Annotated in this window: 25 protein-coding genes; 5 read left to right on the top strand and 20 right to left on the bottom strand. The window is 74.3% G+C overall.

Going from position 1 to position 25,153, the window contains the following annotated elements; all coding sequences use genetic code 11:
• Positions 1-752 precede the first annotated feature (752 nt).
• From HLV61_RS04055 to HLV61_RS04020, 8 genes are all read right to left on the bottom strand, one after another.
• Positions 753-1,964 carry an FAD-dependent oxidoreductase gene (locus tag HLV61_RS04055; protein WP_369253107.1) on the bottom strand — a complete coding sequence of 404 codons (1,212 nt, stop codon included), beginning with the start codon at positions 1,962-1,964 and terminating at the stop codon, positions 753-755.
• Positions 1,965-1,984: 20 nt separating this feature from the next.
• Entirely contained in the window at positions 1,985-3,115 is a 1,131-nt protein-coding gene (locus tag HLV61_RS04050; RefSeq protein ID WP_369253106.1) for an FAD-dependent monooxygenase, read from the bottom strand.
• 32 nt (positions 3,116-3,147) lie between these two features.
• Complete coding sequence (locus tag HLV61_RS04045; RefSeq protein WP_369253105.1) at positions 3,148-4,077, bottom strand: VOC family protein; 930 nt, start codon at positions 4,075-4,077, stop codon at positions 3,148-3,150.
• Positions 4,078-4,191: 114 nt separating this feature from the next.
• The gene (locus tag HLV61_RS04040) at positions 4,192-5,127 is read right to left on the bottom strand and encodes a PDR/VanB family oxidoreductase (protein ID WP_369253104.1); all 936 of its coding nucleotides are present in this window, start codon (positions 5,125-5,127) and stop codon (positions 4,192-4,194) included.
• Complete coding sequence (locus tag HLV61_RS04035; RefSeq protein ID WP_369253103.1) at positions 5,124-6,098, bottom strand: fumarylacetoacetate hydrolase family protein; 975 nt, start codon at positions 6,096-6,098, stop codon at positions 5,124-5,126. The genes HLV61_RS04040 and HLV61_RS04035 overlap by 4 nt, the downstream gene beginning before the upstream one ends.
• Positions 6,095-7,387, bottom strand: coding sequence for a phosphopyruvate hydratase (gene eno, locus HLV61_RS04030; protein ID WP_369253102.1), 1,293 nt, complete (start codon positions 7,385-7,387; stop codon positions 6,095-6,097). Before eno ends, HLV61_RS04035 begins: the two co-directional genes overlap by 4 nt.
• The gene (locus HLV61_RS04025) at positions 7,384-8,376 is read right to left on the bottom strand and encodes a phosphotransferase family protein (RefSeq protein ID WP_369253101.1); all 993 of its coding nucleotides are present in this window, start codon (positions 8,374-8,376) and stop codon (positions 7,384-7,386) included. The genes eno and HLV61_RS04025 overlap by 4 nt, the downstream gene beginning before the upstream one ends.
• Positions 8,373-9,374 (bottom strand): C-terminal binding protein, encoded by a 1,002-nt coding sequence (locus tag HLV61_RS04020; RefSeq protein WP_369253100.1) that lies wholly within the window; start codon positions 9,372-9,374, stop codon positions 8,373-8,375. Before HLV61_RS04020 ends, HLV61_RS04025 begins: the two co-directional genes overlap by 4 nt.
• Before the next feature lie 123 nt (positions 9,375-9,497).
• Between HLV61_RS04020 and HLV61_RS04015 the strand changes: the two genes are divergently transcribed.
• The 4 genes from HLV61_RS04015 to HLV61_RS04000 all read left to right on the top strand — a co-directional run bounded on the left by HLV61_RS04015 (position 9,498) and on the right by HLV61_RS04000 (position 13,517).
• A complete protein-coding gene (locus HLV61_RS04015; RefSeq protein ID WP_369253099.1) occupies positions 9,498-10,445 on the top strand; it encodes a LysR family transcriptional regulator in 948 nt (315 codons plus the stop codon).
• Positions 10,446-10,553: 108 nt separating this feature from the next.
• The gene (locus tag HLV61_RS04010; RefSeq protein WP_369253098.1) at positions 10,554-11,567 is read left to right on the top strand and encodes an amidohydrolase family protein; all 1,014 of its coding nucleotides are present in this window, start codon (positions 10,554-10,556) and stop codon (positions 11,565-11,567) included.
• Entirely contained in the window at positions 11,564-12,562 is a 999-nt protein-coding gene (locus HLV61_RS04005; protein WP_369253097.1) for a cyclase family protein, read from the top strand. Before HLV61_RS04010 ends, HLV61_RS04005 begins: the two co-directional genes overlap by 4 nt.
• A 1-nt stretch (position 12,563) precedes the next feature.
• Entirely contained in the window at positions 12,564-13,517 is a 954-nt protein-coding gene (locus tag HLV61_RS04000; protein WP_369253096.1) for a fumarylacetoacetate hydrolase family protein, read from the top strand.
• A gap of 66 nt (positions 13,518-13,583) precedes the next feature.
• On the opposite strand, the gene HLV61_RS03995 is transcribed toward HLV61_RS04000, so the two are convergent.
• The 9 genes from HLV61_RS03995 to HLV61_RS03955 form a co-directional block, all read right to left on the bottom strand.
• A complete protein-coding gene (locus HLV61_RS03995; protein WP_369253095.1) occupies positions 13,584-14,351 on the bottom strand; it encodes an enoyl-CoA hydratase/isomerase family protein in 768 nt (255 codons plus the stop codon).
• Complete coding sequence (locus HLV61_RS03990) at positions 14,348-14,869, bottom strand: nuclear transport factor 2 family protein (protein ID WP_369253094.1); 522 nt, start codon at positions 14,867-14,869, stop codon at positions 14,348-14,350. Before HLV61_RS03990 ends, HLV61_RS03995 begins: the two co-directional genes overlap by 4 nt.
• A complete protein-coding gene (locus HLV61_RS03985; protein WP_369253093.1) occupies positions 14,866-15,288 on the bottom strand; it encodes a 3-hydroxyacyl-CoA dehydrogenase family protein in 423 nt (140 codons plus the stop codon). Before HLV61_RS03985 ends, HLV61_RS03990 begins: the two co-directional genes overlap by 4 nt.
• Positions 15,288-15,998, bottom strand: coding sequence for a 3-hydroxyacyl-CoA dehydrogenase NAD-binding domain-containing protein (locus HLV61_RS03980; protein ID WP_369253092.1), 711 nt, complete (start codon positions 15,996-15,998; stop codon positions 15,288-15,290). Before HLV61_RS03980 ends, HLV61_RS03985 begins: the two co-directional genes overlap by 1 nt.
• Before the next feature lie 177 nt (positions 15,999-16,175).
• Positions 16,176-16,949 carry a tyrosine-type recombinase/integrase gene (locus HLV61_RS03975; RefSeq protein WP_369253091.1) on the bottom strand — a complete coding sequence of 258 codons (774 nt, stop codon included), beginning with the start codon at positions 16,947-16,949 and terminating at the stop codon, positions 16,176-16,178.
• Positions 16,950-17,006: 57 nt separating this feature from the next.
• Positions 17,007-17,186 (bottom strand): phage integrase N-terminal SAM-like domain-containing protein, encoded by a 180-nt coding sequence (locus HLV61_RS03970; RefSeq protein WP_369253090.1) that lies wholly within the window; start codon positions 17,184-17,186, stop codon positions 17,007-17,009.
• 49 nt (positions 17,187-17,235) lie between these two features.
• A complete protein-coding gene (gene ligD, locus HLV61_RS03965; protein ID WP_369253089.1) occupies positions 17,236-18,309 on the bottom strand; it encodes a non-homologous end-joining DNA ligase in 1,074 nt (357 codons plus the stop codon).
• 26 nt (positions 18,310-18,335) lie between these two features.
• The gene (locus HLV61_RS03960; RefSeq protein WP_369253088.1) at positions 18,336-19,901 is read right to left on the bottom strand and encodes an alpha/beta hydrolase; all 1,566 of its coding nucleotides are present in this window, start codon (positions 19,899-19,901) and stop codon (positions 18,336-18,338) included.
• 43 nt (positions 19,902-19,944) lie between these two features.
• Positions 19,945-21,015 carry an ATP-dependent DNA ligase gene (locus HLV61_RS03955; RefSeq protein ID WP_369253087.1) on the bottom strand — a complete coding sequence of 357 codons (1,071 nt, stop codon included), beginning with the start codon at positions 21,013-21,015 and terminating at the stop codon, positions 19,945-19,947.
• A 206-nt stretch (positions 21,016-21,221) separates the two neighbouring features.
• Between HLV61_RS03955 and HLV61_RS03950 the strand changes: the two genes are divergently transcribed.
• The gene (locus HLV61_RS03950; RefSeq protein WP_369253086.1) at positions 21,222-21,923 is read left to right on the top strand and encodes a VOC family protein; all 702 of its coding nucleotides are present in this window, start codon (positions 21,222-21,224) and stop codon (positions 21,921-21,923) included.
• Here the strand turns inward: HLV61_RS03950 and HLV61_RS03945 are convergent.
• The 3 genes from HLV61_RS03945 to HLV61_RS03935 form a co-directional block, all read right to left on the bottom strand.
• Positions 21,902-22,657, bottom strand: a complete 756-nt coding sequence (locus HLV61_RS03945) for a dihydrofolate reductase family protein (protein ID WP_369253085.1) — start codon at positions 22,655-22,657, stop codon at positions 21,902-21,904. The two genes, HLV61_RS03950 and HLV61_RS03945, sit on opposite strands and share 22 nt — an antisense overlap.
• Positions 22,657-24,408, bottom strand: coding sequence for a malto-oligosyltrehalose trehalohydrolase (gene treZ / locus HLV61_RS03940; RefSeq protein WP_369253084.1), 1,752 nt, complete (start codon positions 24,406-24,408; stop codon positions 22,657-22,659). The genes HLV61_RS03945 and treZ overlap by 1 nt, the downstream gene beginning before the upstream one ends.
• 109 nt (positions 24,409-24,517) lie before the next feature.
• Positions 24,518-25,153 carry a transglycosylase family protein gene (locus HLV61_RS03935; protein ID WP_369253083.1) on the bottom strand — a complete coding sequence of 212 codons (636 nt, stop codon included), beginning with the start codon at positions 25,151-25,153 and terminating at the stop codon, positions 24,518-24,520.

Below are 25,153 nucleotides of genomic sequence, written 5' to 3'. Positions count from 1 at the left end.
TCCCACGCGCGGTGACGGCAGGTGGCCGAACACCACGTCGGTATCGGGCCGCGAGCCGCGGGCGTGATGGGCCCGCTGTACTAGGCGAACGGGACGGTTGTAGCCCGAGCGGTCGTCGTGCTGACCGATCCGGCTGCCGATCCCGCCTGACGAGGAAGCGCCTCCGTCGTCCTCGGCTCTCCCTGACGCTCACGGCGCTGACGCTCGCGTTCCAGCCGGCGCGTTCGATAGCTGGAACTGCCTCCCTTGGCCATGCGACCAGCGTCCGGAGCGACCTCCGGAAACCCGTCACAACGAGTTCGGGGGCGCCGAATGCATGAGGTGTGTGCCACTCGATCATGGTGCTTCTGCAGTCCCAGGAGAGGCGTCGACGCTTCACGACGGCACACCACGAGGCCGACCACGACCGGGTGGGGTCGTGCTCGTCGGCGACGCCGTGCGCACCTGACCGCCCACGCTCGCCCAGGGCGCGGCGCTCGGCCTGGAGGACGCCGCGGGCCTCGCCGGGGTGCTCACCGGCGCCGACATGCTGGACGACGACCTGCTCGGGGACTTCGCCGCACGCCGGCTGCCTCGGGTCTGCGAGGTCGTCGAGGCTTCGCTGCAGCTGGCCTGCTGCCAGCTCGCCCACGGAGCAGGGCGACGTCCCGGCGCTCATGGGGCGGATCGCGCAGCTCACCAGCGCGCTCGCCTGATGGCCGGCGGCGCAGAGTCCCGTCCCGGCACCGCCAGGACGGGACTCTGCGGTGGTCTCAATCCGTGATCAACGCCAGCTGCTTGTTGATCTCCCGGGGGTTGGTGTCGCCGACGACCTTCTGCAGGAAGGGTGTGTGGTCGAAGACGAAGTCGCGGATCGGCCGCACCAGCTTGGGTGCGTGGTGGAACCGCTGCCCGTTCTCCCAGGCCATCTTCACCTGGAAGTTCACGTGCGGTTTGCGGGGGTCCTCGTACGCCTGCAGGGCCTGTCGCACGGCCGCGAGGTCGGTCAGGTCGACCCCTCGCAGCGCGCGGCCGATGAAGTAACCGTCCTCGATGGACATGCCCGCGCCGTACGCCGCGTAGGGCGACGTGGCGTGTGCTGCATCGCCGGCCAGCGTGATCCGCCCCTGGGACCACTGGCCGAGGTAGCCGCGGTCGCGGAGCACCCAGCGCTGGACGTTCTCCGGTTCGGTGCGGTCCATGAGCTGGGGGAGCGGGGCCGGGAACCCCCGGCCGAGCTCCTCGGCCCGGGCCAGCAGGTCCGGGGGCGCCGGCGCCTCCGGGTCGGTGGCCTCGAGCACCCACCACTGGTAGCCGTCCCGGCCCTTGTGGCGGATGGAGGTCCAGCTGCCCTGCACCTCGCGGTCGTGCCCGATGACGCACATGCCGGTCTCGCCGCCGATGTCGTCGGCGAAGGTGAACCCGGCGATGGCGTGCAGGCGGTGCTCGCGGATCGGCGTCTCGCCCCACAGCGTCGAACGGACCAGCGAGTGGATGCCGTCCGCGCCGACCAGCACGTCGGCCTCGTACGTGCTGCCGTCGGCGAAGTACAGGCTGACAGCGCGGTCGTCCTGCTCGATGCGCTCGACGAGCTGGTTGGTGCGCAGGACGCCCGGGGGGAGCGCCGCGAGCATCCGCTCGTACAACTCCGGACGCAGGAGGCCGATGAAGCCACCGCCTCGGCCGTACTGCGCCTCGACCTCGGGGTCGCTCTTGATCTGGGCGCGCACCTTGCCCCGGACGTTGCGGAACTCCGACCGGCAGGGGGCTCCCAGATCGTCGGTGTCCACGCCCAGGACGCGGAGGGCCTTCAACGGCGGTGGCCACAGGTTGAGCACGTTCCCCGCCGGACGGGCCTCGGGGTACCGCTCGAAGACCACCACGTCGTGGCCGGCCTGGTGCACGGACAGCGCCGTCGCCATCCCGGCGGGGCCGCCGCCGAGGACGGCGACGCGCCCCCGCGGACCTGTCTTGCTCGGTGACATCGTCGTCCTCTCGTTCGGGGTCAGGCGGGCGTACCGACGGCGGCCGCGACGCGGCGGGTGACGCCGGGGACGTCGCCCTGCACGTGGTCGAGATTCCACTGCGCCATCTGCATGGAGGCCTCGACGACGGTCCTCACCCGCTCGAAGCGGCGCGTGGTGAACGCCGCCCACAGGTCGTCGTCGACCCGGTCCCGCGTGGTGAGCAGTTCGGCGAGCACGACGGCGTCCTCGAATCCCATCGCCGCCCCCTGGGCGATGGTCGGCGGGCAGGTGTGCACCGCGTCGCCGATCAGCACCACGCGACCGCGGTTCCACGGGGCGTCGAGCAGGTGGTGCTCGAACCAGGTGTAGTTGAGGTTCGCCGGGTCGGTGAACGAGTCCCGCACCTCGTCCCAGGGGCCGTGGTAGGGGCGGCTGAGCTCCAGGAAGTCCGCGAGCCGCTCCTCGGGCGTCTGGGTCGTCCGGTCCCGGGCCGGCTCCACGAGCGACCAGTAGGCCGTCGTCTCAGAGGTGGGACACACGAGGGCCATGTACGAGGGGCCGCCGAAGATCGCGTGGAACTCGGTGATGTCCGCTGGTTTCGGCCCGAACATCCGGAAGGCGCCCATGCCCACCGATCGGGTCTCCAGCGGGATCTCGAGCATCCGCCGCGTCCACGACCGCAGTCCGTCGGCGCCGACGACGACGTCGTAGCGACCCGAGGAGCCGTCCGAGAACGTCACGTCGACACCGTCGCCGTCCTGGGCGAGCGACTCGATCGTCGTGGAGAACCGGGTCTTGACCCCCGCCCGCTCGGCACGGTCCATCAGGATGCTGGCCAACCGGGGTCGGTACATGCCCATGGTCGCCGGCAGGTCAGGGCCGCCGAAGGGGATGTCGTCAACGCGGGCGACGATCGTCGCCGCCGGGTCGGGCACACGGATGACGAGCTGGGAGAACGGGAAGCCGTGCTCCAGACACTCGTCGAGGACGCCCAACTGGCGGAGCACCCTCAGCGCGTTGCCCTGCAGCGTGATGCCCGAGCCCAGAGCGTTCACTTCGGGCCTGATCTCGACCAGGTCGACGGCGACCCCGGCGTCGGCGAGCAGGACGGCGGCGGTGGCCCCGGCAGGGCCGCCGCCGACGACCAGGACGGTGTTCACGGCAGGCACGGCGGACTCCTTCGTCCCGGCGCGTAGCGCGGTCAGGGCTGGTAGGGGTGCACGGCCTCGTTGGGCTGGAAGCGGAAGTGGTGGCCCCACAGCTCCTGTCGCTTGCCGTTGCGGAAGTTGAGGTTGTTGGGGGAGCGCTTGTCCATCTCGTCGATGTAGGCGCCGCCCCAGCCGTACTCGATCATGAAGCCGCCGGCGGTGTGGACGTAGTAGGAGATGACCTGGTCGCCGATGTGCCGGCCGAACGTCATCTGCAAGTCGGGGTTGCTGTCCCCGCCGAGGACGTCGTAGTACGAGTAGCCGACGTCGTCGAGCTCCTGGGACTCCAGGTAGACGTGGTGCAGGCCCAGGGAGTTCGGCATCTCGAGGAACGCCACGCTGTGGTGGCGCGGGTTGACCCGCAGGAACCACATCTCGCCGAGGGGCTCGTTCATCTTGAGCACCTCACTGGTGGTGAACCCCATGGCGTCGATGTAGAAGTCGACCGCCTTGCGCGCGTCGGGGACCACGAAGACGACGTGGCCGAGGCCCTGCTCCTGGGTGACGAAGCCGGCGTGCGGCCGCGGCGGGTGCCAGAAGTGGTAGTTGGACTCCTGGTAGCAGAAGAGCTCCTGCGGCAGGCCGAACGGGTCCTCGAACTGCACGAGGACGTCGACGCCGCGCTTCTCGGCCAGGGCCTTGTCGGCGTACCGAGGCTTGGCGCCGTTGTCCTCGAGGCGCTTGACCGCCGCGTCGAGGTCGCGGTGGTTGACGACCTCCCAGCCCGCGTAGAGGAAGCGGTGGTCGTCGCCGGGGTGCAGCGACAGCCGGTAGTCGGCGTCGTCGATCTTCAGCCGGACGGCGCCGTCGTCGCCGTCGGGGCCCAGCATGCAGCCCAGCACCTCCGGACCCCAGGTCCGGAACTCCTCGTGGCGGGGCGTCTGCACGCCCACGTAGCCCAGCTTGGCGATGTGGCCCTTCACGGCTGCTCCTCGGTATGACGCGTGACTCCTGTCACTGACGACGCTAGGAACGGCGGCGGCCGGGCGGAAATGCGCCGTTGCTATCGCTCCGATCCACCGGGCGCATGAGCCACGTCACAGGTCGAGGACGAGCCGATCCCCTGCCGCCCGGGACACGCAGGTGACGATCCGCCGGCCGGCAGTCCGCTCCCCGGCCGTCAGGACCGAGTCCCGGTGCTCGACCGCGCCCTGCAGCACCGGGACGACGCACGCACCGCAGATGCCGGCGCCGCAGGAGACCGGGACGTCGGCGCCGGCCTCGTGCAGGGCGGTGCGCAGGTCGGTGCCCGGCTCCACCCGGATGCGCTCCCCGCGCCGGGCGAGGACCACCTCGTAGGGCCGGCCGGGACCGGACACCCGCGCCGGTGCGTCGAACCGCTGCCGGTGCACCGCGACGTCCGCGCCGGCCGTCTCCGCGACCGCGTCGACGAAGCGGCTGCTGCCGGCCGCGTACACGGCCGTCCCGCGGCGGAGGCCCTCGAGCGCCGTGAGCCCGTCGGCGTGCGTGGGGACGACCCACGCCGTCGGGCCGAGCTCCTCCACCTCCGCGCGCAGCGGCAGCAGACGGGAGGAGGTGTCGACGTGCACGAGCGACCACGGGTAGACGCGCGCCGCCCGGACCATGCGGGCCATCGGCAGCAGCGGCGCGATGCCTGCCCCCGAGCAGAGGAAGAGGTAGCGGCTGCCTCCGCCGAGGGGGAACAGGTGCCGGGGCCCGCGGACCCGCACCGTGTCCCCGGCGCGCAACGTGTCGTGGACGTGCGCGGAGGCTCCCGCTCCGGGTGAGCGGGCGACCAGGAGACGCCAGGATCGCTCGGTGGGGTCTCCGGCGAGGGAGTAGGGCCGGGTGAGACCGGTCGGGAGGACCAGGTCGACGTGCGCGCCGGGTGTCCAGCGCGGCAGCCGCCCGCCGTCCGCGGCCTCCAGCCGGACCTCGACGATGCGGTCGGCCACCGGCCGGACGCCGGTGACGGTGCAGTCCCGGCCGCGGTCGCCCGGGACCGGGGTCACCCCTCCTCGGCCACGCAGCGGTTGCGCTGGACGCCGAGGCCCTCGATGGCGGTCTCCATGACGTCGCCGGGCTGCAGCCACCGCTTCCAGTGCCCGCCGTTGCCGGCGGGGCTGCCGGTGAGCAGCAGGTCCCCGGGGAGCAGGACGGCGGCCGCGGAGACCGAGGCGATGAGCGCGGGGACGTCGAAGAGCATGTTCGCCGGGACGTCGTCCTGCTTGCGTTCCCCGCCGAGGTCGAAGGTGATGCGCAGCTGCCGGTGGTCGCGGATCTGGTCGGCCGGGACGAGGAAGGGGCCGGTGGGCAGGAAGGTCGGACGGCTCTTGGCGCGCAGCCAGTCCCCGCCGAGCGCCTTGTGCTGGGGTGGGAACTGCAGGTCCCGCGCGCTGACGTCGTTGCACACCGTGTAGCCGGCCACGTGCTCCATCGCCCGCTCCGGCGGGACCTTGTGCGCACGCCGGCCGATGACGACGCCCAGTTCGGCCTCCCAGTCGACCTGCACGGCGTCGCGGGGGAGGACGACGTCGTCGTCCGGGCCGCAGATCGCGCTCGGCAGGGAGACGAAGACGAACGGGCTGCCGCTGCGCGCGGTCTCGTCCATCACCTCGTCGGCGTGCCGTCGCAGCTCGTCCTCCGACCGCGGGTCGTCGGGGCCGGCGCCCGAGACGATGATCTGCGCGACGTGCGAGCGGTAGTTCGCGCCCGCCTGGAACACCTGCCGGGGCTCCACGGGAGCGAGGGTCCGCAGGTCGGTGACCGGGGTCCCGTCGGTCGGGCTGGCTTCTGCCGCGAGCGCACCGAGGCGCGGCGCGACCTCGGCCCAGTCATCGAGCAGCTCGAGGTAGGTCGCCGGGCCCTTCACCAGGCCGTCGTCCACCAGCCGGAGGACCCGGTCGCCCAGGACGAGGCCGGTGAAGGGACCGGTGCCGTCGTCGAAGCGGCCGAGGGCGTGTCCGTCGACGCGCCGGTTCACGACAGCACCTGCAGGGCCGAGCGGCCGGCGTAGGCGATCCGGTCGCCCAGCTCGGCCTCGATGCGCAGCAGCCGGTTCCACTTGGCCGTCCGCTCCGAGCGCATCGTCGACCCGACCTTGATCTGGCCGGTGCGCCAGCCGACGGCGAGGTCGGCGAGCCAGTCGTCCTCGGTCTCGCCGGACCGGGCCGACAGCACGGTGGCGTAGCCGGCGGCGTGTGCCCGGCGCACGACCGACCGCGCGGTGTCGAGCGTGCCGATCTGGTTGGGCTTGACCAGCACGGCGTTGGCCACGCCCTCGTCGATGCCGCGCTGGAGCCGCTCCGGGTTCGTCACGAACAGGTCGTCCCCCAGGAGCTGCCGCCCGGCCAGCCGCTGCGTGCCGGTCCGCCAGCCGGCCCAGTCGTCCTCGGCCAGCGCGTCCTCCAGGGAGACGATCGGGTAGGCGGCGCACCAGGCGGCCAGCTCCTCCACCAGGTCCGCGGCGGTGAGCTCGCGTCGTTCGGTCGCGAGCACGTAGCGGCCGTCCTCGCGCACGAGCTGGGTGGCCGCGACGTCGATCGCGATACCGACGTCCTCCCCGGGGCGCAGGCCGGCGCGTTCGATACCCGCCACGAGCACGTCGAGCGCCGAGCGGTTGGTCGGCAGCAGCGGGCCGAGGCCTCCTTCGTCGGCGACGAGAGCCACGGGCAGCCCGCGCGAGGCGAGCTCGTCGGCCGCGCCGGCGCGCACCCGCGCCGCCCACTCGATCGCCTCGGCGAAGGAGCCGGCGCCGACCGGGACGGCGAGGAAGTCCTGCACGTCGATCGAGCGGCCGGAGTGCGCGCCGCCGGAGATGACGTTCACCATCGGCAGCGGCAGCAGAGGAGTGGCACCGTCGTCGGCGACCGCCCGGTGCAGGGGCACCCCGCGTGCGGTGGCCCCGGCGATCGCGGCGGCGACGGAGACGGCGAGCACGGCGTTTGCCCCGAGGCGCCCGAGGTCCGGGGTGCCGTCGAGGCCGCGCATCGACTGGTCGAGGCCGGCCTGGTCGGTGGCGTCCAGCCCCCGGACGGCGTCGGCGATCTCCCCGGTGACGTGGGCGACCGCCGTGCGCACGCCCTGGCCGCCGTAGCGGTTGCCGCCGTCGCGCAGTTCGCGAGCCTCGTGCCTGCCGGTCGAGGCGCCGGACGGCACGGTCGCCCGTCCGGCGGCGCCTCCGTCGAGCCGGACTTCGCAGCCGACCGTGGGCTTGCCGCGGGAGTCCAGGGCCTCCCAGGCGAGCAGGCCGGTGATGGTGGTGTCGCTCATGCCAGAAGCTCCCAGGCGTCGGTGATCGTGGGCGGCGGGTCGGTGAGCACCCGGCGGGCGAGGTCGCGCACGCGCGGGCGCTGCTCGTCGGTGAGGTAGTCGGCCGGGCTCTTGCCGTCGACGCGGGCGAGCAGCAGGCACCCGGTCTGGCGGACCAGCTGCCGGGGGTCCAGAGCGAGGGCTCCGTCGAGTGCGTCGTGGAGCGCGGCGAGGAACGCCCGGCCCGCGGCCGCGTAGCCGGCCGCCGAGGAGGGGCGGTGCACGGTCTTGAGGAGCAGGTGGCCGATCGTCCACGCCGGGTCGAAGGTGGGGTCGCCGAGGTGCGCGACCTCCCAGTCGATCACCCACACGCCGGCGCCGTCCGGAGCGACGAGGACGTTCTTGGGCGTGTAGTCGCCGTGGACGAGGCAGGTCCGCGACGCCGCCATCTCCTGGACCGTCTCCTCGACGACGTCGGCCAGGTCGGGGTGGCGCGCGGCGACGGTCCGGTGGAACGGATCGACCCGCAGCTGCCCGAACGCGGTGACGTCTCCGAAGTCCCGCGCCACCGCCGGGTCGCCGGCGGTCGCCCGCTGCCACGCGCCGAGCACCCGGCCGAGCTGTCCGGCGACCGCGGCGTCGGCGACGCCGGCCAGCAGCTGCTGCTTCCAGGTCACCCAGCTGCCGGGGGCCCGTTCGATGACCAGGTAGCCGTCGGCGAGGTCGTACACGCGGGGGACGGCGGCGGGGACGATCCGACCAGCCAGCTGCAGGGCCCGGCCCTCGGTGTCGAGCCGGGCGGGGTCGGCCAGCCACTCCTCGGCGACGCGAAGCCGGCCCAGGGCCTGCTTGACGACGGCGTCGAGGCCGGGTCCGGTGACCGCGACGACGTCGTTGGAGACCCCGCCGGCCAGCGGGCGCACCTGCACGCCGGCCGACGGGTCGACCAGCCCGCGGCGCACCAGGTGGGCCGTCAGCGCGTCGGTGTCCGGCGTGGCGGCCGCGGTCACCGGGACTCCAGCGGGCCGCGCAGCGCGGGGCTGTCGAGCACCTCGGGGTTGACCACCGTGGCGGGTACCCGTCCCCGCAGGACGTCGACGACGTTGGTGGCCGCCTTCGTGGCCAGCTCGGCGAGGGAGCCGTCGGACGAGAACGCGGTGTGCGGCGTGAGGACGACGTCGTCGCGGGTGCGCAACGGGTGATCCGCCGGCAGGGGTTCGGGGTCGGTGACGTCCAGCGCAGCGCCGGCGATCTCCCCGGCCTCCAGAGCGGCCAGCAGGGCGTCGGTGTCGACGAGCGGACCGCGGGCGGTGTTGACCAGCCACGCGGTCGGCTTCATGGTCCTCAGCTGGTCCGCGCCGATGAGGTGGTGCGTCCGCTCGGTGAGCGGCACGTGCAGCGAGACGGCGTCGGCCACGGTGAGCAGCTCCTCGAGCGAGTCGACGACGCGCACCCCGGGCACCGGGCGGCCCGACAGGTCGTAGGCGACCACGTCGAGCCCGAGCGCCTGGGCCCGGGACGCCAGCGCCGAACCGATGACGCCCAGGCCGACCAGCCCGAGGACCTTGCCGCGCAGCCGGGTGCCGGCGCCGGGGACGGCGCGACCCCAGCCACCGGCTGCGACGTCGCGGGTGAGCGGCAAGAGCCGCCGCGCGAGCGCGAGGACGCCCAGCAGGGCCGAGTCGGCGACCTCGTCCACGCAGTAGACGGGGACGTTGCTGACCACCATGCCGAGGGCGGTGGCGTGCGCGACGTCGATGTTGTCCACGCCGACGCCGTACCGCGCCACCGTGCGGCATCGGGGAGCGGCGTCCAGCACCTCGGCGGTGACCTTGGCGAAGCAGGTGAGGATCGCGTCGGCGTCTGCCGCCAGCCGGGACAGCTCCGCGGGGTCCCCGTTGGGGGACAGGACCAGTTCGGCGCCGGCCGCAGCCAGCACGTCGCGTTCCACGTCGGTCGTGGGCCACGCCACGTCGGTGACCAGCACCCGTGTGCGGACGTCGGGCATCGCACCTCCTCGTCGAGTGACACCGACGCTAGGCAGGCGGGTGATCGACCGGAAATGCACGTCGTGGTTGGCTGCGATCCACCGCCGTGATGGCGGTCACGACCGCCGAGGACGGAGGAGCCGGTGAAGCTGGGGCAGGTCGACCTCAACCTGCTGGTGGTGCTGGACGCCCTCCTTCGAGAGAAGAACGTGACCCGCGCGGCGGAGAGCCTGCACGTGTCCCAGCCGGCGGCGAGCACGGCGCTGGCGAGGCTGCGCCGGGTGCTGGGGGACGACCTGCTGGTCAAGCAGGGGCGCTACCTGGAGCTCACGCCGCGGGCGGAGTCGTTGATCGAGCCGGTCCGGGACGTCCTGGCGACCATCGAGCAGACGATCGTGCGGCCGCCGGGGTTCGACCCCACCGCGGACAGCCGGCGGTTCTCCGTGGTCGGCAGCGACTACGTGGGCGTGACCCTCGTGCGGCCGCTGGTCGCACGGCTGAGCGGCCTGGCCGCGGGGCTGCGGATCGACGCCGCACCGGTCGGGAGCCGCTATCTCGACGCACTCCAGCGCGACGAGGTCGACGTCGCCGTCCTGCCCGACCGGATCGTCGAGAGCCGCGCCCTGCCGGACTGCTCGCGCATGCCGGTGATCACCGACCGGTTCGTGGGCGCGGTCTGGACCGGCCACCCCCGCGCACGGGACCGGGTCGACGCCGACCTGCTGGCCGGCTCGCCCTACCTGGAGTACGTCGTCGAGGGACGCCGCTCGATCGTCGAGGAGGAGCTCGACGCCCTGGGCTGGACCCGCCGGGTCGCCGCGACCTCCAGCGGCTTCGTGACCATGCCGTTCATGCTGGCCGGGACCGACCTGGTCGCCCTGCTGCCGGAGCGGCTGGCGCGCCGGGTCGCCGAGGCCGCCGACATCCGGCTGCTCGAACCCGAGGTCCCCCTGCAGCCGCTGCGCCAGTCGGCCTTCTGGCACGCCCGGCGCGACCGGGACCCAGGGCACGTGTGGCTCCGCGAACAGCTGGCGGTGGTGGCGGAGCAGGAGTACCCCGACCTGCAGCGCGACCCGGGCGACGCGCGCTAGGAGTCTCCCTCGCCGTCCTGCGCGACGGGGAGCCATCCGCGGGGTGGATGGCTGGGCATGCCGGATCGGCGGTTCCGACCGGCGTGCCGAGGACCCATGCTGGCCGCCGTGTCATCGCCGTCACACGTGCCCGCCATCGACGTGCACGCGCACGTCGCCGTCCCCGCCGTCGACGCGCTCCTGGAGGGTCAGCCCGGCCTGGCCCGGCAGCGGGCGGTCGACGCCGCCACGCTGGGGCCGGAGTCGCTCGCCTACAACCTGCGGCACATCGCCGAGCTGGCCCCGCGGCTGACCGACCCCGACCTGCGGCTATCCGCGATGGACGCCGCCCGGGTCGACGTCCAGGCGGTCAGCGCCACCCCGCTGCCGCACGCCTGGGCCGACCGGGAGCTGGCGGCGCGGATCGTCGCCACCACCAACGAGGGCGTCGCCGCGGCCTGCGGGGAGCACCCCGACCGGCTGCTGCCGATCGGGACGGTGTCGCTGCAGCACCCCGACCTGGCCGTCCGGCAGCTGCAGACGGCGGTGCGCGACCTCGGCATGCGCGGCGTGCAGATCTCGACGGCGGCCGGCCCGGGCCGGGAGCTCGACGACCCGTCGCTGGCCGACTTCTGGGCCGCCGCGGAGGAGCTGGACACCGCGGTGCTCATCCACCCCTGGGGCTGCACGCTGGGCGACCGGCTGAACGCCTACTACCTGTTCAACTCGGTCGGTAACCCGACGGAGACCGCGCTGGCGCTGTCCCGGATCGTGTTCTCCGGCCTGCTCGAGCGGCACCCGGGGCTGCGGATCTGGTCCGCGCACGGCGGCGGGTACCTCGCCAGCCACGCGGTGCGGGCCGACCACGCCTGGGCCTCCCGCGGCGACGCGCACACGACCGAGCAGCCGCCGAGTGCGCTGCTGCGCCGCACCTGGGTCGACTCGCTGGTCTACACGCCCGAGCAGCTGCGTCACCTGGTCTCGGCCATGGGGGACAGCCAGGTGACCCTCGGTAGCGACTACCCGTTCGACATGGGCGTCGACGACCCGGTGGACCGCCTGGAGGCGGCCGGGTTCGACGCCGCCACCACCGACGCCATCCGCGGCGGCAACGCCGCCCGGCTGCTGGGACTCGAGAAGTGAACGGATACGACGTCACCGCCGACTTCGGCCCCGACCCCGAGGCGGCCATCGCCGAGTGTGCGAAGCGGTACTCCAACTGGGACCGATGGGGTGCCGACGACGGCATCGGCACGGTCAACCACCTCGACGCCGCCACCCGTGCGGCCGCGGCCGGGCTGGTCCGGCGCGGCGAGAGCTTCAGCCTGTCGCTGCCCTTCGACGAGAACGGCCCGCAGTTCGGCTGGAAGCGCCGGGTCAACCCCGTCCACACGATGATGAGCACGGGGATGGACACCCCCGAGCAGATGGGCCTGCCGCACGGTCTGTCGGTCGCCGACGACGCGGTGTTCATGCCGCTGCAGTGCTCGACGCAGTGGGACGGCCTGGGCCACGTCTTCGACCACGGCGTCGCCTGGAACGGCCGGGTGGGTCGCGACGTGGTGACCAGCGAGGGGGACGTCGCCACCGGCATCGAGCGACTCGCCGCGCCGGTGGTCGGCCGGGGCGTCCTGCTCGACGTCGGACGGGCGCTGGGGGAGGACGGGGAGCTGCCCGACGGGTGTCCCATCACCAGCGCCGACCTGGAGGAGACGATCCGGCGCCAGGGGGAGACGTCGCAGGTCCGCCGCGGCGACATCGTGCTGGTGCGCACGGGCCAGCTGACCCGCGTCCGCCGCCGGCTGGCCGCGGGAGAGGGCTGGGGTGCCTACGCCGGGGGCCCGGCGCCCGGGCTGTCGTTCGAGACGGCCGGCTGGCTGCACGGCACCGAGATCGCCGCGGTCGCCACCGACACCTGGGGCGTGGAGGTGCGGCCCAACGAGTGGCCCGGTGCGATGCAGCCGGTGCACCAGGTCGCGCTGCCGCACATCGGCCTGCTGCTGGGTGAGATGTGGGACCTCGACGCGCTCGCTGCCGACTGCGCCGACGACGGCGTCCACGAGTTCTTCCTCTCCGCCCAGCCGCTGCCCTTCACCCGCGCGGTCGGGTCGCCGGTCAACCCCGTGGCGGTGAAGTGACGTGCGGCTGACCACGCTGCTCACCGCGGGGGGCCCGCGCGTCGGTGTCCTCGACGGCTCGATGACCGACGGCGTCGTCCGGCTGCTGGAGGCCGGCCCGAGGCTCCTGGACGTGGTGCGCGGCGGGCAAGAGGGGCTGGCCGACGCCGGCCGGCAGGCGGCCCGCTCCGGGGACGCCGTCGAGGTGGGGCAGGCCGCCTTCGGCCCGCTGCTCGATCCACCCAGCGTCCGCGACTTCCTCACCTACGAGGCGCACCTGGCCGAGCTGACCGGGGCACCGCCGCCGGACGAGTGGTACGAGATGCCGCTGTTCTACTTCTCCAACCCGGCGTCGATCGTCGCCCCGTACGGCGGCGTGCGGATGCCGCCGCACGTCACGCAGTACGACTACGAGCTGGAGGTCGGCGCCGTCGTCGGGCGGGCCGGATCGGACCTCACGCCCGAGCAGGCCGAGCGGCACGTCCTGGGCTACACGGTGTTCAACGACTGGTCGGCCCGCGACCTGCAGGTGCACGAGTTCCGGTTCCCCATGGGGCCCTCGAAGTCCAAGGACGCTGCCATCACCCTCGGCCCCTGGCTGGTCACCGCCGACGAGGTCGCCGACCGCGTCGAGGACGGCCGGCTCGCGCTGCGCACCGAGGTCCGCCTCAACGGCGAGCGCGTCGGCGGCGACGTCACCAGCAACATGGCCTGGTCCTTCGCCGAGCTCGTCGCCCACGCCTCCCGCGGCACCGTCGTCCGTCCGGGCGACGTCCTCGGCTCGGGCACCTGCGGCACCGGCTGCCTCGCCGAGATCAAGCGGACGCAGCCGGACACCGCGCCGGACTGGCTGCGGGTGGGCGACGTCGTCCGCATCGAGGTCGAAGAGCTCGGGGTCATCGAGAACCGCCTCGTCCCCGGCCCCGACCCGCTGCCGGTCCCGCGTGGCCGCCGACGCATCCACCGGGAGGGCTGACCGTCGGCCGTCAGCAGCCGAGCACGTGCCCCGCCGCGCCGGGCGCGAGGAGGACGAGGGGAGCGGTCACCGCGTCCAGGACGCCGGACGCTCCTCCGCGAAGGCGGTGCGGCCCTCGACGTGGTCCGGGTGCGCGGCGGCCGCACCCTGGTGGCGGGCCTCGATCGCCAGGGCCGCCTCGAAGGACACCTCGCCCACCGCCCGGAACTGGCGTTTGGTCAGCGCGAGCGCGACCGACGGGCCGCGGGCCAGCAGTTGGGCGAGGTCGCGTGCTCCGGAGGCGAGCTCGTCAGCCGGCAGCACGCGGTTGACCAGGCCGGAGCCCTCGGCCTCCTCGGCCGTGAACGTCCGCCCGAGTGCGGCGAGCGCGAAGGCGCGCGCGTAGCCGAGCTCGCGGACGAGGTGCCACGAGACCCCGGTGTCGGGGACCAGCCCGACCGTGCCGAAGGCGCAGGAGAACGAGGCCTGTTCGGCGGCGAGCCGCAGGTCGCAGGCGAGGACCAGGCCGAACCCCGCACCGACGGCCGGACCGTTGACGGCCGCGACCACGGGCTTGGGCATGTCGGCGATCGTCTGTGCGATCGGGTTGTACGAGCCGGCCACCGTCTCGTCGGCGTGCTCGAGCTCCTCGACGGCGGCGAGATCCTGCCCGACGCAGAAGGCACGGCCGCTGCCGGTCAGCACGACGGCGCGGACGGTGTCGTCGGCCGCGACGTCCCGCAGTGCCCCGACCAGCTCCCAGCGGGTCGCCCGGTCGAGGGCGTTGAGCTCGTCGGGGCGGGCGAGGGTGACGGTCGCGACGGCGCCGTCCCGGGTGGTCTCGACGGCGCTCACGCGGTGCCGCCGGGTCCGTACTGGTCGGCGTCGGGGTGGATGCCGCTGCGCTCGGCGCCCGGGACGGAGTAGCCGCGCTCGGGATAGGGGAAGCCGTCGAGCTCGGTGGTGTGCGGGCGCATCTGGTGGTAGCTGCGGATCTCGCGGATGCGCCCGTCCTGCCCGGTGAACCACTCGGCGCCGCGGGTGGCCACGCGTTCGGTCGCGCCCTCGGGCAGCCACCACATCGTCCACTCGATGACCGCCTGCTCCGGGGTGGCGCAGATGGTGTCGACCACCCAGCGGGCCTGCAGCATCCCGGTGACCTTGCGCCAGTAGCGGGCCAGGTGCTCGGCTCCGGCGACCGGCGCGGACCCCGTGTTCGGCGCGAGGAACCAGTGGACGACGTCCGGGTGCAGCGTCTGCAGCATCAGGTCGACGTCGCCGGCGCTGCAGCCGTCGTAGTAGCGGGTGATCAGCGCGGTCCACGCGGCGGTGGGGTCCGCCGCGGTGCGCGGGTCGGCCAGGGCGGTGGTCATCGCGTCCTCTCAGTGGTGTGGGAGCCGGCGCCGGTCCTGCGGCCGAGGCTGCCGGCGTCGCGCAGGTCGGTCAGGGGCGCGGCCGGGCGGAGGCGCGGGTCGTCCTCGACAGCGGCCATCGACTGCAGGGCGGCGGCGGTGACGTCGACGCCGATCAGGTCGACCAGGGCCAGCGGCCCCATCGGGTGCCCGGCGCCGGTGCGGAGGAGCCCGTCGACCTCCGCCGCCGGGATCCCCGACCCGTGCAGCCGGACGGCGTCGTCGAGGAACGGGATCAGCAGCCGGGTGACGACGAAGCCGCGGGAGTCGGCGCACGTGACGGGGGTCTTGCCGAGGTCGCGTGCCCAGGCGGCGGCGGTCGCCCGCAGCCGGGGGGCGTCGACGACGTCGTCGGGGACGACGACCTCCACCAGCCTCATCACCTGGGCGGGTTGAAGGTGTGCAAGGCCAGGATCGGCCGGCCGGACGGGACCCCCGGACGCAGGTCGGCGACCCGGTAGGACGAGGTGTTCGTCGCGACCGGGACGGCGGCCGGGAGTGCCCGGTCGAGCGCGGCGAGCACCTCGGTCCTGACGGTCAGGTCTTCCGCGACGGCCTCGACCACGACGTCGGCGGCGGCGAGGAGCACGGGGTCCTCGCCCACCGAGACCCGGCCGAGCACGTCGACCTTGCCCGCCTCGTCCAGGCGGCCCCGGGACACGGCTCGGTCGAGGCTCCGCCTGAGGGTCGCGAGGAGTCGCTGACACGAGGCTGCGCTGCGGGCGAGCACGCGGACCGGCCGGCCGGAGCGGGCGACCGCCTCGACGATGCCGCCGGCCATGTGCCCGGTGCCCACCACGCCGACCGGGCCGGTCCAGCAGTCGCCGACCGCCCCGGTGTCGGTGCCGGACGCCGTCGACCCGGGGAGCTGTGCGGACAGGCCGAGGGCGCTGCGCTGGTCGGGGGTCAGGCCGGCCAGGACCTCGAAGGGCCCGGTGGGGTGCCCGGCGCCCAGCCGCATCGCGGTGTCGACGTCCGCCGGCGTCGCGGTCCCCCGCCCGGCCAGGAGGACGGCGTCGCGCAGCAACCCGGACAGCACGTCCAGGGCCGCGGGGGACGGGGGAGCGGCCACGGCGGCGGACGACGTCACGCAGGAGCCTCCGGAGGATCGACGCGCCGCATCCCGCTGACCGGCGCCACTGCCTGCTCCGAGTCTGTCGAGGCGGGCGCGCCGGCGGAAATGACTCCTGCCCATGCCCTGGCATCGGCGCCGCCGATACCCGGCCGCGTCAGAGGTCGAGGCTCCGTGAGGGGCGCACTCGACTGGTCAGCAACGGCGGTCGTCGGAACCCCGCCGATCGGCCGGCTGCGCGGCGAGACCACCGAGCTCGGGTGTGCTCGCCGGTGGAGACCCGATCACAGGCGATACCGAGGCCGAGACGCCGGTGCGTGGCGTGGGCGCGTTCGGCGGCGGTGGAGGCGGCGTAGCGGGACAGCAGTCGTCACGGCGCCAGCCGGCCAGCATCATCAGGTCCCGCTCCTGTCCGCCTCCGGCGAGCCACCGGTGGGCGAAGGTGTGGCGGAACCGGTGCGGGTGCACGTCTGCGACGCCGGCTCGCGCGGCGCGGAGGTGCAGCACGTCGCGGGCGCCGTCGGGGGTCAGCGGCCCGCGCTGGCCCAGCAGCAGCCGCGGCGACCGGGCGTAGGGGTGCAGGGCGCGCACCCGCAGGTAGCGGTCCACGGCCTGGGCCGTCTTCGCGCCGAACGGCACCCCCCGCGGGCGGGAGCCCTTGCCGGTGACGTAGGCCAGCTCTCGGTCCAGGTCGACGTCGGTCAGGTCCAGCCCACACAGCTCCGAGACCCGGACGCCGGTGTCGAGCAGCAGCCGCAGCACCACCTCGTCGCGGTGGCCGAGGAACACCGTGCGGTCGAACGTGCCGGGCCGGCCGCGACTCACCGCACAGGCCTTGAGCAGGGCGGCGATCTCGTCGTCGGTGAGGATCGGGACGGGCTTGTCGGGTGGGCTGGGGATCTCGATGCCGTCGGTCGGGGCCTTCTCCGGTTCTCCTTCAGTGACCAGCCAGCGGCAGAACCGGCGCATCCCGCGCAGCCGGGCGCCGACGGTGGAGGGCTCGCAGGTCTCCGCGAGCTCGGCCAGTCAGGCGCTGATCGCGTGCCGGGTCAGCTCGTCCAGGGTCGCCGGCCGGCCGCGGTCGGCCAGCCAGCGGCCGAAGTACCGCACGCTCTGGCTGTAGAGCTCGATCGTCCGCGGCGCCTTGGCGGCGGCCCGCAGGTGCCGCCGGAAGGACGCCAGCAGGTCCTCCAGCCGGATCGCCACGGCGGGAGGTCATCGGGCGAGTGAGCGCTGTGCTAGGTCGTCGAGGACCTCAGGATGAGGCATCCTCGCTGGTAGGACGCCTGGCGCGGCTCGGTTGGACCCGCATCGGCTCGCCCGGCATCTTCGGGTAGTCCGGCGGATAGGGCAGGTCGCCCAGGCCGTCGTCCTTGGCCTGGCGCTCGGCGAGCTCCAGCAGCGGCTCGATGCCGAAGGCGTGCCCGGCCAGGCCGGCGTGCTTGTCGCCGACCGCCTGGAACCGTGCCGGCATGGTCAGCACGTCGAAGTCGAACGGGGTGACGTCGGGGAGCTCGTCCCAGTCCAGCGGCGCGGAGACGGGGGCGTGCGGCTTGGGCCGGATGGAGTAGGCGGAGGCGATCGTGCGGTCCCGGGCCATCTGGTTGTAGTCGATGAAGATCTTCTCGCCCCGCTCCTCCTTCCACCACGACATCGTCACGCGGTCGGGGATCCGCCGTTCCAGCTCGCGGCCGAAGGCGATCACCGCCCGGCGCACCTCGGGGAAGGTCCACCGCGGCTGGATCGGCACGTAGACGTGCACCCCGCGCCCGCCGGAGGTCTTCGGCCAGCCCTCCATGCCGAGCTCGTGCAGCAGCTCGCGCACGTGCGGGGCCACCCAGACCGCGTCGGAGAAGTCGGTGCCCGGCTGCGGGTCGAGGTCGATGCGGATCTGGTCGGGCTGCTCGACGTCGCCCGTGGACACCGGCCACGGGTGGAAGGTCAGCGTCCCCAGGTTGGCGCACCACGCGACGACGGCGACCGAGTCCGGCGCGATCTCGTCGGCGGTCCGCCCGCTGGGGAAGGTGATGTGCGCCGTCGGCACCCAGTCGGGCGCGTTCTTGGGCACCCGCTTCTGGTAGAAGGCGTCGCCGGTGTTGTCCATGCGGGTCGACAGCCGGGCGCCCTCGAAGACCCCGCCGGGCCAGCGCTCGAGCGTCGTCGGCCGGTCGCGGAGGGCGAACAGGATCCCCTCGCCGACGGCGACGAAGTACTCGACGACGTCGATCTTGCGGATCCCGCGCTCGGCGAAGTACGGCTTATCCGGGTTGGAGACGCGCACCTCGTGCCCGTCGACGGTCAGGACGACGGCGTCCTTGCTGCTGGCCACCCGTCAGCTCCCCGGGTCGGGGCGGCTCAGGCCGGGCACGTGAGCCCGTCCTGCGGCGCCGTGAGGTCGATGAGGTAGGCGTTGACCGCGGCGGTCACGCAGTCGGTCTTGGGATAGGCGGTGTGCCCCTGGCCCTGCCAGACGAGCAGCGTGCCGGCGGTGAGGTCCCCGGCCAGGTCCTCGGCGCCGGGCAGCGGCGTCACCGGGTCCCCGGCGGTGCCGACGACGAGGATCGGCGCGCTGCCCTCGGCGTCGCGCTCGGGCAGCGGCGTGCGGGCGGCGTCCCACACCCCGCAGGTGTAGAGGCCGGAGGCCGCGCCGGCGCCGAACAGCGGGTAGCGCTGGTTCCAGTCCTGGGCCAGCTGGAGCACCTGCTCCTCCGAGTACGTCCGGTCCTCGGGGGTGTCGGCGCAGGTGATCGCGATGTTGGCGTCGAGCCGGTTGGTGTACGTGCCGTCGTCGAGCCGGCCGGTGTAGGCGTCGGCGAGGGAGAGCAGGCCCGCCGCGTCACCGGTGCTCGCGGCGGCCAGCGACTGCGACAGCCGCGGCCACGAGGACGTGTCGTAGAGGGCGGCACCGACCGCGGTGAGGATGACCCCCGGCGTCGCGGTGCGGGTCTCCCCGGGCGTGCTGCTGGCGATCGGCGCGGCCGATGCCGCCGTCATGAGGTCCTGGACGAACGTCCGGGGGTCCGCGCCGATCGGGCAGCCCGACACCAGGCTGGTGCAGTTGGCGGCGAAGGCGTCGAAGCCGGCCTCCAGGCCCGCCGCCCGCGCCTCCGCGTCGCCCTGCGGGTCGGCGTCGGGGTCGACCGCCGCGTCGAGCACCATGGCGCGCACGTTCTGGGGGAACAACTCGGCGTAGGTGGAGCCGAGCGTGGTGCCGTAGGAGTAGCCGAGGAAGCTGAGCTGCTCGTCGCCCAGGGACTCGCGCAGCAGGTCCACGTCCCGCGCGGTGTCGACGGTGTTGAAGGTGCCCAGCGCGTCGCCGTACTCCTCGGTGCAGGCCTCGGCGACCTCGTCGGTCAGGCCCAGGACCTCGTCCATCTGCTGCTGCGTGGTCGGCCGCGGCTCGGCGGCGACCAGGCGGTCCTTGAGGTCGGCGGGCACGCACTCCACCGGCGTGGACAGGCCCACGCCGCGCGGGTCGAAGCCCACCAGGTCGAAGCGGCGCAGGACGTCCTCGGGCATCGACAGCGCCAGGCTCAGCGCGAAGTCGGCACCCGAGGCCCCGGGGCCGCCCGGGTTGACCAGCAGCGACCCGATCCGGTCGGTCTGCCCGGCCAGCTGGGCGCGGATGAGGAACAGCGGCAGCGTGGCGCCGTCGGCCTCGTCGTGGTCGATCGGCACCTCGGTGCGGCCGCACTCGAAGGCGAGGTCGCGCTCGCTGCCCGGGGTGCCGGCGATCAGCTCGGTGATCTCCGCGTCGCAATCGGTCCAGGTGATCGGGGCGGCCTCCGGCTCGGCCGGCGTCGTCGTCGCTGCCGACGACGAGGCGTCCGCCGACGACGACGCGTCGGTGAACGAGCTACAGCCGGTGACCGCCAGGAGCAGTCCGGTCGAGGCGGCGAGCAGGCCGCGGCGCAGACGCATGATCACCACCGTAGGAGGCCGGTGCCACCGGTGCAGACGCCGCTCACCCGGCCAGCACCTCGGCCAGGTCGTAGCGCACCGGGATCTCCAGTTGGTCGTAGGTGCAGCTCTGCGCCTCGCGGTCGGGCCGCCAGCGCAGGAACTGGCCGGTGTGCCGCAGCCGCCGGCCCTCGAGCTGGTCGTACTTGATCTCCACCACGAGCTCGGGCCGCAACGGCACCCAGGACAGGTCCTTCTTGGCGTTCCAGCGGCTCTGCGCGCCGGGCATCCGGTGCTCGCCGTCCTCCTGCACCTGCGCGTCGGCCCAGTCCTGCCACGGGTGACCGTCGAGGGCGCCGGCGCGGTAGGGCGCCAGCTCCTCCACCAGCTCCGCGCGGCGGGCCATCGGGAAGGACGCCGCGACGCCGATGTGCTGCAGGCCGCCGTCGTCGTAGAGCCCCAGCAGCAGCGACCCGACGATCGGCCCGCTCTTGTGCCAGCGGAACCCGGCGACCACGCAGTCGGCGGTGCGCACGTGCTTGACCTTCGTCATCAGCCGCTGGTCCGGGCCGTAGGGCAGGTCGGGTGCCTTGGCGACGACGCCGTCGAGCCCGGCACCCTCGAACTCCTCGAACCAGCGCTGCGCCGTCTGCGCGTCCTGCGTGACCGCCGTGACGTGCACCCGCTCGTGCGTCCCGCCCAGCGCCTCGCGCAGCCGTGCCCGGCGCTGCTCGAACGGCGTCTCCAGCAGCGATTCGTCGCCGACGGCCAGCAGGTCGAACGCGACGAAGTGCGCCGGCGTCTGCTCGGCGAGCAGGTCCACGCGCGACTGCGCGGGGTGGATGCGCTGCAGCAGCGACTCGAAGTGCAGCTGGTCGCCCTGCGGCACCACGATCTCGCCGTCGACGACGCAGCGCTCCGGCAGTGCCTCCTTGACCGCCGCCACCACCTCGGGGAAGTAGCGGGTCAGCGGGCGCTCGTTGCGGCTGCCCAGTTCCACCTCGTCGCCGTCGCGGAAGACGATGCAGCGGAAGCCGTCCCACTTGGGCTCGTAGAACAGGCCGTCGCCGGTGGGCAGCGTGGTGGCGGCCTTGGCCAGCATCGGCTTCACCGGCGGGAGCACGGGCAGGTCCATGCCGGCCAGTCAAGCAGTCACCGGCGGTACGCAACGGCCGAACGCGCCCCTGGGGCGGCGCCCGCCCGGATCGGGTGACCGGGGACCCGCGCCCGCCGGACGAGAACCCGCCCACGGCGGTCCCCCGGGACCGCGCGGCCACCGTGGACGCGTGCTGATCACGCGAACCGTGTGCGTGCGGGGCGGGGAGCGTGGTCGACTGCGGGATGGCCGGCGAACGCACCGTCCCCCTGCTGCCCTGCGGCTCGATCGACGAGGTCGAGGACTTCACCCTCGCCCTGGGCTTCACCACCACCCACCGGCAGCGGCGGCCCGACCCGTACCTGGCCGCGAGCCGCGAGGACCTCGACCTGCACTGGTTCGAGCAGCCGGGTCACCGCCCCGAGGACTCCTACGGCAGCTGCCTGGTCGTGGTCGACGACCCCGCCGAGCTGTTCGGGGCCTTCGCCGCCGGCCTGCGCGCCCGCCACGGCCGGCTGCCGCTCACCGGCTTCCCGCGGATCACCCGGCCCCGGTCGCGCCGCAACGCCGGCGGCCTGACCGGCTTCAGCCTCGTCGACCCGGGCGGCAACTGGATCCGCGTGGTCCGCGGCGGGGCGGCGGGGCCGGAGCCGTCGTCCCGGCTCGCGCGCAGCCTCGCCGACGCCGTGGTCGCGGCCGACTCGCGCGGGGACGTCGACCAGGCCGCGCGGCTGCTGGCCGGGGCACTGCGCCGGGCCCCGGACGCCGACCCGGCCGAGCGGGTCGAGGCGCTGGCCTTCCTCGCCGAGCTGTCCGTGCGGCGCGGTGATCCCGGGGCGGCCCGCGCCGCGCTGGCCGAGCTGGACGCCGTGCCCGGGGCGGAGCGGGCGGCCGCGGCCCGCTCCCAGGCCGCCGAGCTCTCCGCTCAGCTCGGCCCGAGCGCGTAGCGGGTGAACAGGACGCCGTCCTCCTCGAGCACCTGCAGCAGCCGCGGCCGCACGACGTCGCGCAGCGCCCGGTCCAGCAGCCGCGCCTGCCCGCCGACGAGCGCGGGGGAGACGGTGAGGTCGAGCTCGCCGACGACGCCCGCGTCCAGCGCCGCGGTCAGCAGCGCCGGTCCGCCCTCGCACAGCACCTGCTCGAGCCCGCGGTCGGCGAGGGCGTCCACCGCCGTGGGCAGGTCCACGTCGGCGTCCCCGCACACCAGCACGTCCACGCCGGCGCCGGCCAGCGCGGCACGCCGGCCGGGGTCGGCCGCGGCACAGGTCACCAGCAGGGTGGGCGCCTGCGCCAGCCGGTCGCCCGGTGCCATCGACGCCCGCCGCGACACCACCGCGACCGGCAGCTGCGCCGGCCGGCCCAGCGCCGTCCGCCGCCGCCCGACGGCGGAGTCCGCGGCCACCGGGCCGTAGCCCTCGCCGGCCGCCGTCCCGTGCCCGACCAGGACGACGTCGGCCAGCGCGCGCAGGGTCGAGAACACGCGCCGGTCGCCGGGGGAGCCGAGCCCCGCGCTGACGCCGCCGACCGTGACCGCGCCGTCGAGCGACGCGACGAAGTCCACGCGGAACGAGCGCCCCGGCGGCAGCGCGTAGGCCGCCGCCAGGTCGTCGTCGGTCAGGTCGTCGTCGGTCAGGTCGTCGTCGGAGAGGGCGTCTCCCGGTGACGGGTGCAGCCGGCGCATCAGGTGGTGAGGACGGCCGCGCTCTCCGGCGGCAGGGTCACCGACGTCCCGGCGGAGGAGGGCTCGTCCGCCGTCGCGAACAGCACGCCGGTGGCCGGCCGGTCCAGCTCGACCTCCTGCTCCTCACCGGAGAGGTTGGCCACCACGCGCAGCGAGCCGCGGTGCACCACGAGCACGCGGTCCTCGTCGTCCCAGCCGACCTCCATGGCGGCGAGGTCGGGATCGACCAGCTCCGGGTGCTCGCGGCGCAGCGCGAGCAGGCGGCGGTGGACGGCCAGCACGCCCGCGTGCGGCTCCCGGTCGGGCTCGGACCAGTCGAGCTTGGAGCGGGTGAAGGTCTCCGGGTCCTGCGGGTCGGGCACCTCGTCGGCGTCCCAGCCGTGCTCGGCGAACTCGGCCTTGCGACCCACCGCCGTCGCGCGGCCGATCTCGGGGTCGGTGTGGCTGGTGAAGAACTGCCACGGCGTGGCGGCGCCCCACTCCTCGCCCATGAAGAGCATCGGCGTGAAGGGGCTGGTCAGCACGACGGTCGCGCCGACGGCGAGCAGGCCGGGGGACAGGGTCGCCGAGACGCGGTCACCGACCGCCCGGTTGCCGATCTGGTCGTGGTCCTGCAGGTAGCCGAGGAACGCCCAGCCCGGCAGCCGCGAGGTGTCGACCGGTCGCCCGTGGTGCCGGCGTCGGAAGCTCGACCACGTCCCGTCGTGGAAGTAGGCCCCGGTGAGCGTCTTGGCCACGCCCGACAGCCCGGCCTCGGCGAAGTCGGCGTAGTAGCCCGAGGCCTCGCCGGTGAGGGTGGCGAAGACCGCGTGGTGGAAGTCGTCGCTCCACTGGGCGGAGAGGCCCGTCCCGTTGGCCGCGCGGGGGGTCACCAGGAGGGGGTCGTTGAGGTCGCTCTCCGCGATCAGCGTCAGCGGCCGGCCCTCGGCCACCGACAGCCGGTCGACCTCCTGGGCCATCTCCTCGAGCACGTGGGTGGCCCGCTCGTCGACCAGCGCGTGCACCGCGTCCAGACGCAGCCCGTCGACGTGCATGTCGCGCAGCCACATGAGCGCGTTGTCCAGGACGTAGCGCCGCACCTCGTCGGAGTCCGGCCCGGACAGGTTGATCGAGGAGCCCCACGGGTTGGGCCCGCCCTCGCTGAAGACCGGCATGAACAGCGGGAGGTAGTTCCCGGAGGGGCCGAGGTGGTTGTAGACGACGTCCTGGATCACCGCGAGGCCGCGCTGGTGGCAGGCGTCGACGAAGCGCTGGTAGGCGGCCGGCCCGCCGTAGCTCTCCTGCACCGTGTACCAGAGGACGCCGTCGTAACCCCAGTTGTGCGTGCCGTCGAAGCCGTTGACCGGCAGCAGCTCGACGAAGTCGACGCCGAGGTCGACGAGGTGCCCGAGCCGGTCGATCGCGGCGTCGAGGGTGCCCTCGGGGGTGAACGTGCCGACGTGCATCTCGTAGACGACGCCGCCGGCCAGCGGGCGCCCGGTCCACGCGCCGTCGCCCCACGAGTACGCCGACGGGTCGAACCGGCGCGAGAGGCCGTGCACGCCGTCGGGCTGCCGCCGCGAGCGCGGGTCGGGCCGCGGGGTGTCGTCGTCGCCGAGCAGGAAGCCGTAGTCGGCGTCCGGGCCGGCCCCGACCTCGGCCCGCCACCAGCCGCCGTCGTCGCGGCGCATGTCGTGCACCGCGCCGTCGACCTGCAGGCGCACGCGCTCGGGCACGGGCGCCCAGACGGCGAACTCGACGGGTGCGGACATGCGGGGGCCTCCAGGGATCGAGCGGGGTGACCGGACCGTCTTGCCCGCAGCAGGCCCGGTCAACCGCCGCGGTGGCCGGGGAGCGCGTGCTCCCCGGCCACCGTGCGGGTCACGGCAGCTGCAGGACCTGACCGACCTGGATCCGGTTCGGGTGGGGGACCTCGTCGCGGTTGGCGGCCCAGAGGGCCCGCCAGCCGCCGTGGACGCCCTCGGCGCGGGCGATCTTGCGGAGGGTCTCGCCGCGCCGGACCGTGTGGGTGTCGCCGGACGCCTCGGCAGCCGCCGGAGCGGCCGCAGGGGCGGGAGCCGGTGCGGAGGCGGGAGCCGGTGCGGGGGCCGGAGCCGGTGCGGGAGCCGGTGCGGGAGCCGGAGCCGCCGCGGCCGGGGAGCCGGCCTCCGGCGCGGACGGGTCGAGCGCCTTGCCGCAGGACGGCCAGGCGCCGGGACCCTGGCCGTCGAGCGTGCGCTCGGCGACCGCGATCTGCTGGGCCTTGGTGGCCAGGTCGGCGCGCGGGGCGTAGGAGAGCCCGCCGTACGCCGCCCAGGTGGACTGCGAGAACTGCAGGCCGCCGTAGTAGCCGTTGCCGGTGTTGATCGACCAGTTGCCGCTGGACTCGCACTGGGCGACGGCGTCCCAGTTATTGGGTGCCGCGGCCGAGGCGGGCCCGGCCAGGACGCCGATGGAGACGGCGGCCGCGCCGGCGGTGACGAGCGCCCGGCGGGCGAGCGAGGAGGACGTGCGCAT

Origin of the sequence: Geodermatophilus amargosae (assembly GCF_041028265.1) — a bacterium.
Taxonomy (GTDB): domain Bacteria; phylum Actinomycetota; class Actinomycetes; order Mycobacteriales; family Geodermatophilaceae; genus Geodermatophilus; species Geodermatophilus amargosae_A.
The sequence above is the reverse complement of the archived record's forward strand: the minus strand, read 5'-3'. Positions and strand labels throughout refer to the sequence as shown.